The 17,201-nt window shown below is 59.0% G+C and carries 11 protein-coding genes; 5 read left to right on the forward strand and 6 right to left on the reverse strand.

What is annotated here, in order from left to right; all coding sequences use genetic code 11:
* Positions 1-26: 26 nt before the first annotated feature.
* Genes F2P67_RS27295 through F2P67_RS27310 form a run of 4 tightly spaced genes read right to left on the reverse strand, consistent with a single transcriptional unit; the run spans position 27 to position 2,625 of the window.
* On the reverse strand, positions 27-1,340 hold the full coding sequence (locus F2P67_RS27295; RefSeq protein ID WP_166226307.1) for an ATP-binding protein: 1,314 nt from the start codon (positions 1,338-1,340) through the stop codon (positions 27-29).
* Positions 1,337-2,005 carry a response regulator transcription factor gene (locus F2P67_RS27300; RefSeq protein WP_166226310.1) on the reverse strand — a complete coding sequence of 223 codons (669 nt, stop codon included), beginning with the start codon at positions 2,003-2,005 and terminating at the stop codon, positions 1,337-1,339. Before F2P67_RS27300 ends, F2P67_RS27295 begins: the two co-directional genes overlap by 4 nt.
* Positions 2,006-2,008: 3 nt before the next feature.
* On the reverse strand, positions 2,009-2,317 hold the full coding sequence (locus F2P67_RS27305; RefSeq protein ID WP_166226312.1) for a PepSY domain-containing protein: 309 nt from the start codon (positions 2,315-2,317) through the stop codon (positions 2,009-2,011).
* A complete protein-coding gene (locus F2P67_RS27310) occupies positions 2,317-2,625 on the reverse strand; it encodes a PepSY domain-containing protein (protein WP_166226315.1) in 309 nt (102 codons plus the stop codon). The genes F2P67_RS27305 and F2P67_RS27310 overlap by 1 nt, the downstream gene beginning before the upstream one ends.
* Before the next feature lie 161 nt (positions 2,626-2,786).
* On the opposite strand from F2P67_RS27310, the gene F2P67_RS27315 reads away from it, so the two are divergent.
* A complete protein-coding gene (locus F2P67_RS27315; protein ID WP_166226318.1) occupies positions 2,787-3,866 on the forward strand; it encodes a patatin-like phospholipase family protein in 1,080 nt (359 codons plus the stop codon).
* 95 nt (positions 3,867-3,961) lie between these two features.
* Positions 3,962-4,318: a 6-carboxytetrahydropterin synthase QueD gene (gene queD / locus F2P67_RS27320; RefSeq protein ID WP_007955941.1), complete on the forward strand. Its 357-nt coding sequence runs from the start codon at positions 3,962-3,964 to the stop codon at positions 4,316-4,318.
* 55 nt (positions 4,319-4,373) lie between these two features.
* Here queD and F2P67_RS27325 read toward each other — a convergent pair whose 3' ends face one another.
* Positions 4,374-11,504: a TcdA/TcdB pore-forming domain-containing protein gene (locus F2P67_RS27325; protein ID WP_166226321.1), complete on the reverse strand. Its 7,131-nt coding sequence runs from the start codon at positions 11,502-11,504 to the stop codon at positions 4,374-4,376.
* A 564-nt stretch (positions 11,505-12,068) separates the two neighbouring features.
* On the opposite strand from F2P67_RS27325, the gene codB reads away from it, so the two are divergent.
* Positions 12,069-13,340 (forward strand): cytosine permease, encoded by a 1,272-nt coding sequence (gene codB, locus F2P67_RS27330; RefSeq protein WP_166226323.1) that lies wholly within the window; start codon positions 12,069-12,071, stop codon positions 13,338-13,340.
* Positions 13,341-13,354: 14 nt separating this feature from the next.
* Complete coding sequence (codA, locus tag F2P67_RS27335; protein WP_166226326.1) at positions 13,355-14,602, forward strand: cytosine deaminase; 1,248 nt, start codon at positions 13,355-13,357, stop codon at positions 14,600-14,602.
* Between the two features lie 116 nt (positions 14,603-14,718).
* Here the strand turns inward: codA and F2P67_RS27340 are convergent, their stop codons facing one another.
* Positions 14,719-15,699: a diaminopimelate epimerase gene (locus tag F2P67_RS27340; RefSeq protein ID WP_166226329.1), complete on the reverse strand. Its 981-nt coding sequence runs from the start codon at positions 15,697-15,699 to the stop codon at positions 14,719-14,721.
* 181 nt (positions 15,700-15,880) lie between these two features.
* Between F2P67_RS27340 and F2P67_RS27345 the strand changes: the two genes are divergently transcribed.
* A complete protein-coding gene (locus tag F2P67_RS27345) occupies positions 15,881-17,032 on the forward strand; it encodes an MFS transporter (protein WP_166226332.1) in 1,152 nt (383 codons plus the stop codon).
* Positions 17,033-17,201 lie beyond the last annotated feature (169 nt).

Consider the following 17,201-nt stretch of genomic DNA (forward strand, 5'->3'; position numbering starts at 1 on the left):
GGTTAGGGTGAGGGGCTTTTAAAATCTCACCGCCGAGGCAGTTCGATCACCACCTTCAACCCGCCCCACTCACTCTCGCCCAGCACCAGCAACCCGCCCCACGTGTCGACGATGTCGCGCACAATCCCCAATCCCAGTCCATGCCCGTGGGTCTGTTCATCCAGCCGCGTTCCCCGGCTGAACACCTGAGCCCGCTGTTCTTCGGGAATCCCCGGGCCATCATCCTCGACGCTCAACGCAAAACCTTCGGCGGTTTCGCTCACACTCAAACGCACCTCGGCATCGGCCCATTTGCAGGCGTTGTCCAGCAGGTTGCCCAAAAGCTCCAGCAAATCCTCACGGTCCCACGGCAATTGAAGACCCGGCGGCGCGACGTAGCTCAGCGCCAGGTGTTCGCCATGGATCATGTTCAGCGTCGCCAGCAATCCCGGCAGTTCCGCAGCGCAATCGAACAACGCCCCCGGCAATGCATCACCGGACAGTCGTGCACGGTTGAGTTCGCGATTGAGGCGTTGCTGTACTTGTTCCAGTTGCTCCTTGAGAATCTTGCGCAGCTCGGGGTGGCCGTCGAGTTTTTCGCTCGACGCCAGACTCAACAGCACCGCCAGTGGCGTCTTCAGCGCATGCCCCAGATTGCCCAGCGCATTGCGTGAACGCTTGAGACTGTCTTCGGTGTGGGCCAGCAAGTGGTTGATTTGCGCCACCAGCGGTTCCAGTTCCACCGGCACTTGATCATCGAGTTGCGAACGCTGGCCCTGCTGCAATTGCGCAATCTGCTCGCGGGCCTTTTCCAGCGGTTTCAAGGCCCGGCGCACGGTCAGGCGTTGCAGGAACAGAATCAACAGCAACCCCGCCAGGCCGAGGCCCAGGCCGATCTGGCGCATGCGCTGAAAGCTCTCGCGCACCGGCGTGTAATCCTGCGCGACGCTGATCGAGATCGACTGCCCCAAACGCCGATAATCCGAACGCAGTACCAGCAACTGCTGACCGTCCGGGCCCAGTTGCAGATTGCTGTGCAGGCCGGGATGGTCGAGCAGCGGCAGATCCTGATCCCACAGCGAACGCGAACGCCAATGGCTGTCGGCGAAATCGATGCGGAAGTAATGCCCGGAAAACGGTCGCTGATAGGCCGGCGACAGGTGTCGCTCATCCAGTTGCAAGCCTTGCGGCCCACGCACCAGCGCCACCAGCAGGCTTTCACTGTCGTTGCGCAATCCGGCTTCCAGATAGCGCTGCAATCCCACTTCGAACAACCACAGGCTGGTCTGCGCCAGCACCAGGCCGACGATCACCATCACACTGATCAATCCCAAGCTCAAACGGCGCTGGATCGACCTCACGAAGCTTGTCCGCCGAACAGGTAACCCTGACCGCGACGGGTTTCGATCACGCTTTTGCCGAGCTTGCGGCGCAGGTGATTGACGTGAACTTCGAGGACGTTGGAATCACGCTCGGTTTCACCGTCGTAGAGGTGTTCGGCGAGGTGGCTTTTCGAGAGGATCTGCTGCGGATGCAGCATGAAATAACGCAGCAGACGGAATTCGGCGGCGGTCAGCTGGATGTCGGCACCGTCGCGGGTCACGCACTGACGACCTTCGTCCAGATGCAGACCGGCAGCCTGCAACGTAGGTTGATTGGCCTGGCCCTTGGAGCGGCGCAACAACGATTGAATCCGCAGATAAAGCTCTTCAGGGTGAAACGGTTTGGTCAGGTAATCGTCGGCGCCGGCCTTCAGGCCTTCGATGCGCTCGGCCCAGGAATCGCGCGCGGTCAAAATGATCACCGGAATCGCCAGGCCACCCGCGCGCCACTGCGCCAGCACCTCAAGCCCCGGCACGCCGGGCAGGCCGAGGTCAAGGATGATCAGGTCGTAAGGCTCGCTGCTGCCCTGATACACGGCGTCACGGCCGTCGGCCAGCCAATCCACCGCGTAGCCTTGCCGCTGCAGACCAGCGAGCAATTCGTCGGCCAGCGGTACGTGGTCTTCCACCAAAAGCAAACGCATCGATCAATCTTCCTTGTCTTTCACAAGTTCGCCGGTATCGGCCTTCAAGTGCAGCTCACGGGCGACACCCTCGACCGTCAGCAACTCGACTTCATAAATGTAGACGTCGTGTTTTTCTTCCAGCTCGACTTCCAGCAGTTTCGCGCCGGGGTAGCGATCCATGGCCTGCTGCAACACTCGCTCCAGCGGCAGAATCACGCCGTTCTGGCGCAGCTTCAAGGCTTCGTCCGGGCCGAGGTCACGGGCCATCGCCGTCGAGCAGAAAATCACAAGCGCCAACGCACTGTGGCGGGCGCGAACATTAACCTTCATTACGTATCCTGATGATCCTTGAGAACCTGCCCAGTCACCGCGTCTAATTCCAGATCCCACTCCAGCCCTTGCGGATCACGCATTTCGATCTGGTAGATGTACTTGCCGTACTGTTCTTCCAGCTCGGTGTCGGTGATCTCGGAACCCGGGTGTCTGGCCAGTGCCGTGGCGTTGAGCTTCTCGAAGGAGACGATAGTACCAGCGTCGCGCAGGCGCAGGGCTTCATCGGGGCCCAGGTCACGGGCATGCGCGAGGCTGGCGGTCAGGCCGACGATCGAGGCGAGGGACAGGGCAGTCAGGGTTTTCATGGGTGTCTCCGTATTTTTTATGTGTTGCTTACGGTCGGCACGTTACCGGGATGAACTTAACTGAAACTGAATGGCCATCATTGCCCTCAGCCAACACAGATCCCCTGTAGTTTTTGCAACATGTGCTTATAATCCTTCGCTTGCTAACGATCGAGGCCGGTATGACCGCCATCCACATCAAATTCCCCGCCCTCACCCTCAAGGCCGGCCCCCGGGCCATGGCGCGCATTCGGGCGCAAGGCCTGAACGCTGCCGATGTCGGCACCCTGCCCGGCGCCGCCGGTGGGCCGAAGGCGCTGGGGATTCAGGGGCTGGATCTGGCGTTGTTCGGCGAATGGCTGCCCACGGCGCCACGCGAGCGTTCGCTGATCGGTGCGTCGGTCGGCTCCTGGCGCTTCGCCAGTGCCTGTCTGCCGGACGCCGCCGAAGGCATCCGTCGCCTCGGTCAGCTGTATGCCGAGCAAAACTTCAACAAAGGCGTGACAATGGCCGAGATCAGCCAGAGCTCGCAGCGCATGCTCAATGACCTGCTCGATGGCCGCGATGCCAGCATCCTCGACAACGCCCATTACCGCCTGAACATCATGGTAGTGAAAAGCCATGGGCGCCTGGCCGACGACCATCGCGGTCGCCTGGGGATGGCGCTCGGTTCGGTGATCGCTGACAACCTGCGCGGTCGCGCCCGGCTGTCACGACATTTTGAACGGCTGATCATCCACGATCCGCGCCTGGCGCCACCGGTCAATGCTCTGAATGACTTCCCGTCGCGTTTCGTCGCACTCAATGCCGGCAATCTGCGTCAGGCGCTGCTGGCGTCGGGTTCGATCCCGATGGTCATGGAGGGCGTGCGCGACTTGCCCGGTGCCGGTGCCGGCACGTTCCGCGACGGCGGTCTGCTCGACTACCACCTCGACTTGCCCTACAGCGGCGACGGCATCGTGCTCTATCCGCACTTTACCGACCGGGTGATTCCCGGCTGGTTCGACAAAACCCTGCCGTGGCGCCGCGCCTCGACCGAGCGCTTGCAGGATGTCTTGCTGCTCGCGCCCTCAAAGGAATATCTGGCGCGCCTGCCCTACAGCAAACTGCCCGACCGGAACGACTTCAAACGCTTCATGGGCGATGCCCCTAGCCGGCAGAAATACTGGCACGCGGCAATGGGCGAAAGCCGTCGGCTGGGCGATGAATTCCTCGAACTGGCGGCCAACGGTCGCCTCGCCGAGCGCTTGCTGACCCTTTAGTCAGTGTTTTCCCGCATCGCCAAACACAAGCTGGTAAACTCGCCGCCTGCCCGAATCGCTGCGGCGAACGCCACCTGAACAGAGCCGAAAATACTGTGGAAATCTTCAAGGAATTTACATTCGAATCCGCCCACCGCCTGCCGCACGTCCCGGACGGCCACAAGTGCGGACGTCTGCATGGTCACTCGTTCAAAGTGGCGATTCACTTGAGCGGCGACCTCGATCCCCACACGGGCTGGATCCGTGACTTCTCCGAGATCAAGGCGATTTTCAAGCCGCTATACGAGCGTCTGGATCACAACTACCTGAACGACATTCCCGGCCTGGAAAACCCGACCAGTGAAGTGCTGGCCAAATTCATCTGGAATGAGTTGAAACCGCTGCTGCCGGAACTCAGTGCGATCCGCATCCACGAGACCTGCACCAGCGGTTGCATCTATCGCGGTGAATAAAAAAAGGGTCGTAAGCAGCCAATGCTTACGACCCTTTTTCAATCGTTCAGGACCTTCACGTTGTCAGTGTTTCGATCACTGCCTTCAGCTCGATGGTCTGATCTGTCTCCTGTAGCTTTTTCAACGCCGTCAGTAGCGACTCGATAGTCAATCGGTGTTCGCGCCCTTCAATTGCGCAATTTATATGCATCGGTACACGCGGTTGCCCATCCAGGGGGATGACGTCACGAACGATCAGCGTGTGAGCGCTGTCCGGGTCGATCAACAACAAATTGCCCTGCACCTCGGACATCAGCAAGCGCTCACTGCCCTGCATTTCCAGGGACAACGTGTGCTCGACCGGCAACTTGACTTCATCTAGACGCCGGCAATCAATCACAATGCATGCCAGCCGTAACCATGCCTCCTGCGAAACGCGACAGGTTTGCGTGTGCAAGCCGAACGCCAGAATCTGGGTGTCGACGCCATCAAGCAGCAACGGTTTGAGGTCTAGAGCCTCTCGATAGCTTTCCAGTGTCAGCACCTCACCATCACGCATTGCATGGCCATTTGCGATCCAGGTCCGAGGCGTGGATTTCTCGCCCTGAACGTTGCGATCCACCGGATCGAACACCCACGGCTCCGATTCGTTTTGCATACCCAGGAAATCAAACCATTGCCCGTCGTGTCGCGCGCCGACTTCAACCAGACGGTCTTGCTCCGCAAGATAATACTTGTAGTGGCCGCCAGTGTTTTCCACGGGGATCACCGGCGCATGGGCATGACCCGACAGCAGGTTTTTCAAACGACTCTGCAATGAGAGTCCTGCCTGTCCGGCCCGGGCCCAATGATTTTCCACGCCGATGATCCGTGCTGGCTGCTGGTCCGTAAGCGCCAGGTTGACGCCCTCACGTGTGCGACCCCACAACCCTTGACCGTCGTTCAGCACTTCGACAAACGACCACTCGGACCAGACTTTTTGCGCTGGCGGCAAATGTTGCGGATGGCGCAAACGCATACCGTCGGTAAACGCCTCACGCAGCGACTCTGTCGGACTCAGTTTCTGACGATAGAGTTGCCCGGCCTCGATATCGAATAACCAGGCGGCCTGACCATCCGGGGTCAAACCCAGCAGTGCCAGCTCCTTGCCAAGGCCGACCTGGCTCACCAGCAGTCGGTTATCGAAACACCAGGTGGCGAGCAAGGCATTGTGAGTGAAGTCCGACAAGCCGATGACCGGGAAAGGTTGCTTGCCCTGTTCGGTGACCACTGCAGGTAACGCGCTCAGCCAGTCCGGGTGAAGCTCGAGCCAGCGCTTGCCGACGCCGACAAAAGTCAACAATCCGTTTTTGTCGATCTCAAACATCTGGCCACTGTCTTTGGTCACGATGTAATGACCTGCCGAATGAGTCACTTCAGCCACATCGCTTGCGATGATTTCATCCAGAAAGGTGTCGTGGCCTGCGGGATTGGAAAAACCCCGAATAAGCGACTTGTTCGCAACGTCGTAGAAGAGCATCGCGTCATTGTCCGATGTCTCCCACATCAACATGATTTTCTGCACCGGCGAGTCATACAGAGCATCGTCGTTCAAGTAGAACCGGTAATCGCTCAAACGCACCCAACCCGAAATCGTGGTTTTGCCCTCGAAATGTCCGCGCAGTCCTATGAAGGGAGCGGAGGTCCAGGAGCTCACCGGCACATCCAGGCCGAGCAGCTCATCCAGTTTGCCGTCTGGTTGCCTGAAACGACTGAGCGGCTCCTTCCAGTACTCTGGCTCCACAACGTCTTCGCGAAAATGCTCCTCGTAAGCGTTGAGGTGGACGAAGGTCACTTTGTCACCGGCAATCAAATACTCCAGCGTAAATCGGCTGAGTTCCCCCGTGGTCTTTTCCTGTACGACGCGCAGGTTCGCGTCAGCCGTAAGCTCACACCCGACGATCCTCGATCCCTTGCGCGGACTCAGCAATCGATAGGCATGTCTGATACGTCCTGTCCGGACATCGACGCGCCAGACCGTTGCGTATTCGGGGTGATAGAACCAGGCGTGCTCACCCAGAGAAGCCCCCAACACCACGCCGCCTCGCACCGAGACGGGAAGATCGCGCACATACAGCACTCGATCCGCCGCTACGTCGTAATAACCGGTGCTCAATTGCGCATCAGACGCTGGATTGAACGGAACGAGGAACCGATGAAGGGGCACAAACGCACTGCCCAGCCGATTGATTTGAGAGAGCTGACGCAGGCGGTCCAGTACCACCGGCATATCGGCACGCTCAGGCTTTTGCAATGCAGAGGCGGTATCGGGATCGTGGTTGTTCAAAGTGACCGACAGCAACACCCAGGATTTTCTCTGCGGGTCGAACTGATAGAGCTCGCCACCTTTGAGCTGAAGAAGTCCCGTGAAATAAGGAATCCGGATACCGTCAACAGTCAATCTGATCCCATCGAAACTGACCTGATCCTCGGTTGCCCAGGGCGCGTTGATCATCCAACTGACTGGATTGTCCAGCGACTTGCCGATATCAAGCTGAACCGATACTACCCCCGGCGTCAGCGTGAGCTGATAAAGCCCCGATTGACCGACGATCTCGTAACTCAACAGATGCTGCCACTCCCTCGGCAACTCGGGGATCACCAGATAACGCGCATGATTATCCAGCCTCACGCGGATTTTTGTGGGTTTGTTGACCGGATAGAGTTTGTAGAGGATGTGAGGAAACGGTGCGGTGGAGAAAAACTGGAACCTCTGCTTATCATCCCAAGGGTCGTATTCCAGCCCGGTTTTCCAGGCGTCCAGAATGTTCGGAAACGCAGTTCTCAATCCCACCTCCAGCTCGCCATCAGGCGCAGGCGCGCCCTCGTCGACGGTGTGGTAATTTCTCAGCCGGTCGTACAGATCATCATCCGGATTAAAGCCGGAGGATCCCAACTGGTATTCATAGCCGTAGTAACAATCGGGCGTGCACGGCAGGACAACGGCGTGCAAATCCTCATCCCCCTCCTTGCCGAATTCGAAAACTTCAGGCCGCCACATGGCTTGGCGAATATTGATTGCGCGATGCAAGTCCTCCGCCTTCCCGCTGTAACTCGGCAGCCCCAACGTCGCGGGTTCGAGGGCGAAGAACTTCTGACTGTCGTACAGCACACGCCGCGCCTGCAGATCCAGCTCAGTGATGACCGCTTCCCCCGCGAAGCTCAACACCCCGTCCTGGCGCTTGACGCCTTCAGGTCCGTAAGCCTCGTGAATCATGAACAGATGTCTGCCCACGGCCCGAGCCTTGTCACTGATTTGCCCCAGATTGCTGGCAATCGCTGTCACCCCGATACCAATCCCCAATAATGGCAGCGCCAGAACCGATGCCGCCGCGCTCAGCGTACCGCCCGCCGCCAATGCCAACAGGTCCAGACCCAGCGCCGCCACATTGAACACCAGTTGAGTGGTGAGTCGCGAACGCTCCTCCTGATTGGTTGCAACCGTCAGGCCGTGAATATCGAAGCCGATATTGACTAGTGAAAAGCCGATCCCGCCGACAATCGGCGCCCGTCCCAGCAAGCGTCCCGTCAGCGAGGCCTGTTGCTTGAGCAAGGCTCGCTCGCTGGCAGCCACCTGACGCACCAGATTTATCACCTGCACCGAGTCCGTCACCACACCAAAAGTCAATTGTGCGTAACTCACATAGGCCTGAACCTGGAGTGCGACGGACAGAGCCGGCACCGCACCGGTCTTTGCCCGATACTCGCGACTGCGCATTTCCGTCATCAGCGTCTGGATGGCAAAAGCAAAACTCAGTCGACTGCCGCCATCACTCTCACCCGGCCTGCCACTCCTACCGGCAAACTTTTCCACCAGGCGCTGAACGTGTTTTTTTATTTTGATGAACCGTGTGTCGGTACTGGTGACCTTGAGTGTGTTCTGAGGATTGACGGAGTCCACCATCGTCAACGTGAAATGACCGTCCGAAGCATTCTCGATGGCGTCCAGCAACGGCAGGTATTCGCTACCCAGGGAATGCTCGCTACGCAACCGGGTGGTCGCCAGATCGAACTCTCGCGCCAGATAACGCGCATCCAGTTGCGCCAGGCCTTCACCCATCCTCGCGTTTTCCGACAGCGAACGGGTACGCAAGAGCGATTGATGGTCCCACACGCTGATGGCCTGACCGCCCGGAATCGGCGCGTTATCCAGCAGGCTGCCCACCTGCAGATTCGACGGCAGTATCCGCTCTGCGAGGCTCACCGTATCCAGCTCGACCACATTGAACTGCCAGTCGGTCACGTCGGACAACCCATATAACCTGGCCAGCTCACCGCCGTTGCGGCTCAGGTATGTTTCGATGCCTTGCTGCAACGACAGCGCTTCAGCAAATCCATACACCGCAAAGTTCGGTTCAAAGAAGCGGTAGGCAACACTGTCCGCGCTGATGATTTTGGCCGCCAGCAGCGCATGACTGCCCGTATCGAGTAACAGGACACTGGAGGCGGTTTTCGACTCCAGTGACTGCACGATGGATTGCAGATCCTGCATCCCCAGCAGCATGCCGACGTCACTCATGTGCACATCGCCAAGCTCGTCCAGCGCTTTCAACAACGCCTGGGAATCAGTTTCATTCGGCGCCAGACTGGCATTGGCAACCCGGCCGATCAGGGCGCGCTCGGCGCTCTCGCCCCGGGTCAGTGCAGCCGCCATGAGCAGCGCGAGCGGATAACACCGACGGCCGGGATCACCCGGTGTGTGGACCAGAAATGCCTGAGGCATTTGCCTTGCGGACACTGCACCGGCGGTGAAAAATTGCTCACGCACCGGGGCGCCACGTTTGAGGATCTGTGTCCGGTACTCCCATTGCGCCGTGCTGTTGACGCGCGCAATGTGCTGCCCCCATTGGTTCAGGGTCAGCGGTTCGGTCAACGCCAGTGCCTTGAGTTCACGGGCACTCTGATCGACGCGGCTGGCCTTTTGGGCAAGCCCCGCCTGAAATGCCGGAGCCTGACGCTTATGCAAGACCTTCTCGATCGCGGCATAACGCGCAAACACACTACCGTTGCCCGTTTCACTGGCGAGAGCCTGTACCTGTTGCCAGGCATCAGCAAACCCTGCGGTATCAAGGCTGTCCGCTCCGAACAAACCGCCGACAACTGTCCGTTGCAGCGGACTCAACTGGTCAATGGGCAGTGAACCTCGCGCCAGGTGAACCAGCAGCTCGTTGAGATTGCTCGCAGGTGACGCTCCGACGGAAAGTGGAATTTCGCTGACCGTCTGACCGAGTACCTGTCGGCGTTCGTCGTAATCGAGTGTTACACGCTTGTCAAAAACAACGTCGCCACTGAGTTTGTCAGTCATGGCCCGGATAAAAGGCTCGCCCAACTCGTCGATCAGGCGCTGCACGATCGCTGTAATCAGCACCGGCTTGCCCTCAACCACGGGCCATCCGCGCTTGAAGGTCAAGGTGTTGCCGGGTTTGAGCAACTCTTGAAAATTGCCCTGATAGCGGGCCTTGAACTTGCCGTCGCGCCAGTCTTGTTGCTCCGACTCCACCCACGTGCCTTTGGTGTCATCGCGCTCTTTCCAGCCACTGATCAACTCTTCCTCAGTCGCCGCGTTGTAGCCTTTCTGAATATGTTGCAACGCTTGTACTTTCGAACGCCCAAGCACCGTATAAAGAGGGGCCGTAAAGAACTCCGCCCCCATCAGTAACGCTCCCGGGCCCGTCAACGTGATGGTCCCCTCGGCACCCGGCACGACACCATCACGATGGTAAGACACGATTGCGCTGATAATCCTTGACTCATGGGCAGACCAGCGTTGCTTGAGTGCTTTATCACCTGAAAACGGAAAATCAATTTCACGCAGCTTGTTTTGAGTCACACTTAACACTTGTGCCTCCTCCCACGCCAGCCCTCTGCGATCCAATTCGAGTTCTACCGCTTCGATCACGTCGTAGAAGTAACGAATCAACTTCATGGTAGAGAGGGTCATCCCGGCATTCGGGTGAGCGACGATGAGTGAATTCATCAACCTCGGAGAATCCCCATTGGCATCAAATGGCGACCCCATGCCAAATATATCAACAGGTGCAGAAGCACCTGTTAACTGCGCAAAAACCTGAGCCACATCCGGAGAACTTTTTGCGAAGGCTTCAAGTGCTGGAAAATACTCCGAGGGAATATTTTTTTTCAAATCCCCATACTTTTCCCCGTCCCGCCCAGGCATCAGCTGAGGATTGTGATCCAGTATTAACTGCAGCACACCAGAGCGCGCCGAACTATCAAGTTTCGACACATTGACCCCGCCCATTTCATCAGCCAGTGGCGGCAAGTAATCAAGATCACTATAAGTGCCTCCATCCAGGTGCTCGGCTTGCAAGCGAACAATATCGGATGCGGCAGCAAAGTTGCCTCTGAGAGAGATTTCACGATCATAGGCAGACCACAGGAAATGTGTTCCAAACTCTTCCCGTGCATTGCGCAACCGGACAGAGTCATCGACCCTGTCCAGATGACTTTGCAGATACCGTGCTCTCGCCATCTCAAGTTGCGACCGATCCTGACCGAACGCCTCGACCAGCAATTCGATGCGCGCCTCGTCAGGGCTGACACCACGCAGCTGCGCCTGCTGAATGAAATCGAACGCCTGGCGCCGCAAGGCAACCAGCCGGGCCTCATACAACTCGATCAGTTGAACGCGAGAAATCCGCTTGTCAGCCGCCACCAGCATCGCATCAGCCTTGGCGGCCTGAGTGATGGTGCGGCTGACGTCGAAAGCCATCAATGCCTGCGGGTCATACCAGATACTGAAGGTAAAATCCTTGGGCGCCCGTGCCTTCCAGATATTGAAATAATCCCGTTGGTTGGCACCGAACATCGCACCACCGACCCAGACGAAATGCAGGTGTCGCGGGACTTCCCTTTTTGAAATCGCCAAGGTGTTCTGCAATCGCAGATGGTATCGCTCAACTTTCTCAACAAGCTCGCTTAAACCGACGTTTACAGACTGTCCTCTTAAGTTCTGCAAGCTTTCTTTCAACAGACTTATGACCTGAAACATGTCTTGAGAAGTGTCTTGCAACAGTGCAATCGAGTGATACCTGAGCACCGCTTCGTACGCGTGGGTTCCCTTGAAATCCGCCAAGGCCGTTTCCACTTCCGAGACGCTGACCGTGGACTCCCACTCATACCTTTCATGCATCAATAGTTCTTCAGCCATTGCTAAAAAGCCTCATAAAAATAATTAAAAACCGAACACAAAAGAGATCCAGCGAGCATCAACCCGACACTTTCGCGCAACAAAACTGCATCGACGATAAAACCAACCAAGGAAAACGACCAAACAGTGTTCAACCACAATTCATTGCCATTACATTCAACGTGTAACGGCAAACTTTATTACAGCCAAGACAATTGACGACTGACGCCACAAAACCTTAATGACAAAGTCGAACTTCAATTTTATTGACGATCCTCGTTGCAAATTCCAAGAGCACAGGCTCATGACGAATTCGCTGGTGGATCAGAGCTCTCACTTCAACGGATTTCAGGTATCTCATGCCGCGCACGGTGACCGCCTACCGTTGGTGTTTATGCATCCCACACCGTTTACAAATGCACCTTCATCGCCAGCAGAATGGCTCCCACCTTGGGCTTTGGTGCGTTCTGGTGCACCGCTTTGTCGCCATGACACCCCATCGCCTATACATAATCGGGCCAAACCGCATTTGGCACGCCCCCTGCAGCCATCCCCGCGTCTCCACTCTCCAGCAAGGAACGCCCCATGACGCAGACCGGTCCCGGCAACGATTACCCCCTCAGCGAAGTCCCCATGCACGCGCGTAAAGGCCTGGCCTCCACGGCGATGGTGTTACTGGGATTCACATTCTTCACCGCGACCATGTTTGCCGGCGGCAAACTCGGCGTGGCGTTCAGTTTCAGCGAGATGATGGCGGTGATCGTCGTCGGCAACCTGCTGCTTGGCCTGTACGCGGCGGGCCTCGGTTACATTGCCTTCAAGAGCGGACTCAATTCGGTGCTCATGGGGCGTATCTGTTTTGGCGAAGTCGGCAGCAAGCTCAGCGACCTGATCCTCGGTTTCACCCAGATCGGCTGGTACGCCTGGGGCACCGCGACGGCGGCGGTGGTGATTGGCAAATACTTCGAACTCGATGAAGGCACCGTGCTTGGCTTGATGGTGCTGTTCGGCCTGATGTTCTGCGCCACGGCGTACGTCGGTTATCGCGGGCTGGAGATTCTGTCGTACATCGCGGTGCCGGCGATGATGCTGTTGCTGATGCTGTCGATGTGGGTCGCGACCGTGAAGGTCGGAGGCTTCGAAGGGTTGCTCAGCGTGGTGCCGACCGCGTCGATGGACTGGTCGACGGCGATCACGCTGGTGTTCGGCACCTTCGTCAGCGGTGCAACGCAAGCGACCAACTGGACACGATTTTCCCGTTCGGCGCGGGTGGCGGTGCTGGCCAGTCTGATCGGTTTCTTCATCGGCAACGGTCTGATGGTGTTGATTGGTGCCTACGGCGCCATCGTCTATCAGCAGCCCGATGTGGTTGAAGTGCTGTTGTTGCAGGGTTTCGCCATGGCCGCGATGGCCATGCTGTTGCTGAACATCTGGAGCACCCAGGACAACACCATCTACAACTTCGCTGTCGCCGGCTGCAACCTGCTGCGCACCGGGCGACGCAAAACCGTGACCCTCGCAGGCGCGGTGATCGGCACCCTGCTCGCCCTGTTGGGCATGTACGACATGCTGGTGCCTTACCTGATTCTGCTCGGCACAGTGATTCCGCCAATTGGCGGGGTGATCATGGCGGACTTTTTCTACCGCTGGCGCGGACGTTATCCACGCCTGGCCGACGCACGGTTACCCGCCTTCAACTGGCCGGGCCTCGCGGCCTACGCGGCCGGCACCGTGGCTGCCTTCAATTCGCCGTGGGTCGCGCCGCTGGTAGGGATTGCCGCTGCCGCGCTAACGTATGTCATCGTCACTGGCCTGCTCGGTGCCCGCCGCGCCAGCGCGCCACTACAAGACCTATAAGAAGGATTCGCCTGATGCACATCATCAACGCCCGACTGCGTAACCAGGAAGGCCTGCACGAACTGCACCTGGAAAACGGTCTGATCCGCAGCATCGCCCGTCAGACCGAAGCCCCGACCCTGGGCCCGAATGACCTCGACGCCGGCGGCAATCTGGTGGTGCCGCCCTTCGTCGAGCCGCACATTCACCTCGATGCGACCCTGACCGCCGGCGAGCCGCGCTGGAACATGAGCGGCACGCTGTTCGAAGGCATCGAATGCTGGGGCGAGCGCAAAGTCACCATCACCGAAGAAGACACCAAAACCCGCGCCAAAAAGACCATTCAGACGCTGGCCGCCCACGGCATCCAGCATGTGCGCACCCACGTCGATGTCACCGACCCGCAACTTACCGCGCTCAAAGCCATGCTCGAAGTGCGCGAAGAAAGCCGCCACCTGATCGACCTGCAAATCGTCGCGTTCCCCCAGGAAGGCATCGAGTCTTACCGCAATGGCCGTGAGCTGATGGAAGAAGCCATCCGCATGGGCGCCGACGTGGTTGGCGGCATTCCGCACTTCGAATACACCCGCGATCAAGGCGTCAGCTCGGTGAAGTTCCTGATGGACCTGGCCGAACGCACCGGCTGTCTCGTCGACGTGCATTGCGACGAAACCGATGACCCGCATTCACGCTTTCTCGAAGTGCTCGCCGAAGAAGCGCGCAGCCGCGACATGGGCGCCCTCGTCACCGCCAGCCACACCACGGCAATGGGTTCCTACGATAACGCCTACTGCGCCAAATTGTTCCGTCTGCTCGGGCATTCCGGAATCAGTTTTGTCTCGTGCCCGACCGAGAGCATTCACCTGCAGGGACGTTTCGACAACTTCCCCAAACGCCGTGGCGTGACCCGCGTCAACGAGCTGCTCGAAGCCGGCATGAACGTGTGTTTCGGTCAGGACTCGATCGTCGATCCGTGGTATCCGTTGGGCAACGGCAACATCCTGCGCGTGCTTGAAGCCGGGCTGCACATCTGCCACATGCTCGGTTATCGCAACCTGCAAAGTGCGCTGGATCTGGTCACCGACAACAGCGCCAAAGCCATGCACCTGGGCGAGCGTTACGGCCTGGAACCCGGGCGCCCGGCGAATCTGCTGATTCTGTCGGCGGACAGCGATTACGAGGTGATTCGCAGTCAGGGGCTGCCGTTGTATTCGATTCGTGGCGGCAAGGTCTTGATGAAGCGGCAGATGCCAGTGGTGGAGTTCAGCACTGAGCTGAGTTGAATCTAATGGCCTCATCGCTGGCAAGCCTGCTGCCACATATTCAGTGGTGAACACTTCATTTGTGTTCACTTCATAACCCTGTGGGAGCGGGCTTGCCCGCGAAGGCGGTTACCGACTCAATCGATCAACCGCGCCGTACCGAACAGTCTGACCCGCACCAACTCTCCCTGCTCTTGCTCCAGCAAAATCGGCGCCGTGCCGCCGGGCATCACAACCTCCACCTCACCCGCCTCGACCCAACCCACCCGCCACGCCGCCGACGCGACGGCGCTGGCACTGGTGCCCGACGAAGCCGTCGGCCCCTCGCCGCGCTCGAACACCCGCGCGACGATTCGCTGCGCGGACTCGCGCGCAGCCCATTGCAGATTCACACCGGCCGGACAGGGTTTTCCTGCGCCGACGGGCATGGTGTAGGCAATCGCGGTCAGGGCTTCATTCAGTGCTGATTCGCGCATCTGCTCGTTGCCCGGCAACGCGGCAATGTCTGTCAGCAACGTCACACAGTGCGGATTACCGATGCGGACAAACTGACTGTGGCGCCATGTCGGATCGAGTTGTGCCAAAGGTTGCACATGACTCACCTCGCGAGCGTTGAAGTCGACACGTGTGACGTCATGCGCGCCCACGGCAGACGGCCCGAACCCGGGTTTGCCGAGGTCCAGCCAAAAGCCTTGCACGCCGTCGACTTCGGCTGGCTTTACCGAAGTTTCCAGCGCTTCGCCCTTGTCATGATGAACCCGTAACTGCGCGCCCTGCTCCGGCATCCGTGCCTGCCCGCTCAGCGCCTGAGAGAAAATCGTCAAGCCATTGCCACTGCGCTCGGCAAGGCTGCCGTCGGTATTGACGATCAACACGTCGAACGGCGGCGAGGTCTGGAACGGGCCGATCAACAAGCCGTCACTGCGGTGGGATTTGCTGTTCGCCGGACGCTGCCCTGCTGGCCAGTCACAGCACAGCGCCACGGCCAGGTGACTCCACGACTCACGGGATACCGCGCATTCAGCCGCGCTGACAGGCAATGGAATCCCGGCCTCGCGCAACGTTTGGGGCGAAACCACGGCGTAGATATTGCCTCGGGCATCGTAGAACTGCGTCATCACCTGTCCCTGTCTTAGCACTGTCGAAAAGCCTCACTTTAAACCGCGTTTCCATCCAGCAGTGAGCCAGATCACGCTCACAGGGTAGGATGTCGCCTGCACGCCCCCGAATACCTGCGATCGAACCTCGACGCACAATCACTGTCCTTCGGGGACGCGACGTTTTTTGCCAAGGATCGATATGACCAGCCTCAACCCGCAAGACACCTTCGTCCCTGGACGCCTGCAACAGATGTCCACGCGCATCGCCTTCTTCATCGCCGGACTCGGCATTGCCGCTTGGGCGCCGCTGGTGCCGTACGCCAAGGCCCGCGCCGGGCTCGATGAGGGCACGCTGGGCCTATTGCTGCTGTGTCTGGGCGTGGGTTCGATTCTGGCGATGCCGCTGGCGGGGATACTTGCCACGCGTTTCGGCTGCCGTCGGGTCGCAACGGGCGGCACGCTGCTGATCTGTGCGGCGCTGCCGTTGCTGGCGACGGTGTCGTCGATCCCGGCATTGATTGCCACGCTGTTCATGTTCGGCGCCGGGCTCGGCACGGTGGATTCGACGGTGAACCTGCAAGCGGTGATCGTCGAACGCGCCAGCGGCAAGAACATGATGTCGGGCTTTCACGGTTTGTTCAGCCTCGGCGGGATCGTCGGGGCGGCGGGTGTGAGCGCCCTGCTCGGCCTCGGCCTGTCGCCGCTCGGCGCGATGCTGGTGGTCGTGGCGTTGCTGATAGCCGCGCTGTTCAAGTGCGTGCCGCACATGTTGCCTTACGGCAGCGAAAGCTCCGGCCCAGCGTTCGCGGTGCCCCACGGCATCGTGCTGTTTATCGGCGGGATGTGCTTCATCGTCTTCCTCACCGAAGGTGCGGCACTGGACTGGAGTGCCGTGTTTCTCGCGCAGGAACGCGGGATCGACACGGCGTATGCCGGTTTGGGTTACGCAGCGTTTGCTCTGACCATGACGGCTGGGCGCTTGATGGGTGACCGGATTGTCCGTCGTCTGGGCGCGACGCGGATCATTCTGTTTGGCGGTCTGTTGGCGGCGGCCGGTTTGTTTCTGGCGACGTTCGCACCGAGTTGGGAAGCGGCGTTGGTCGGTTATGCGCTGGTCGGTGCCGGATGCTCGAACATCGTGCCGGTGCTGTATACGGCGGTGGGCAAGCAGACGGTGATGCCGGAAAGCATTGCGGTTCCGGCCATTACCACACTGGGGTACGCAGGGATTCTGGCGGGGCCGGCGGTGATCGGTTTTGTTGCGCATGCGAGCAGTTTGAGTTTTGCCTTTGGCTTGATGGCGGTGTTGCTGGTGGCCGTGGCGATTGGCGGGAAGGTGTTGAGGGTCTGAACTGTGTTGGGGATATTGGGGATTGGGGGCATATCCGATGCTTCGGGTGTTGCCGCTTGCGGTTCGCGGGCATATCCGTTTCTGCGGGTGCTGCCGCTGGCGGTTCGCGGGCATATCCGTTTGTGCGGGTGTTGCCGCTGGTGGTTCGTGGGCATATCCGTTGCTTCGG

The sequence above is a fragment of the Pseudomonas atagonensis genome (genome assembly GCF_011369485.1).
Lineage (GTDB): Bacteria > Pseudomonadota > Gammaproteobacteria > Pseudomonadales > Pseudomonadaceae > Aquipseudomonas > Aquipseudomonas atagonensis.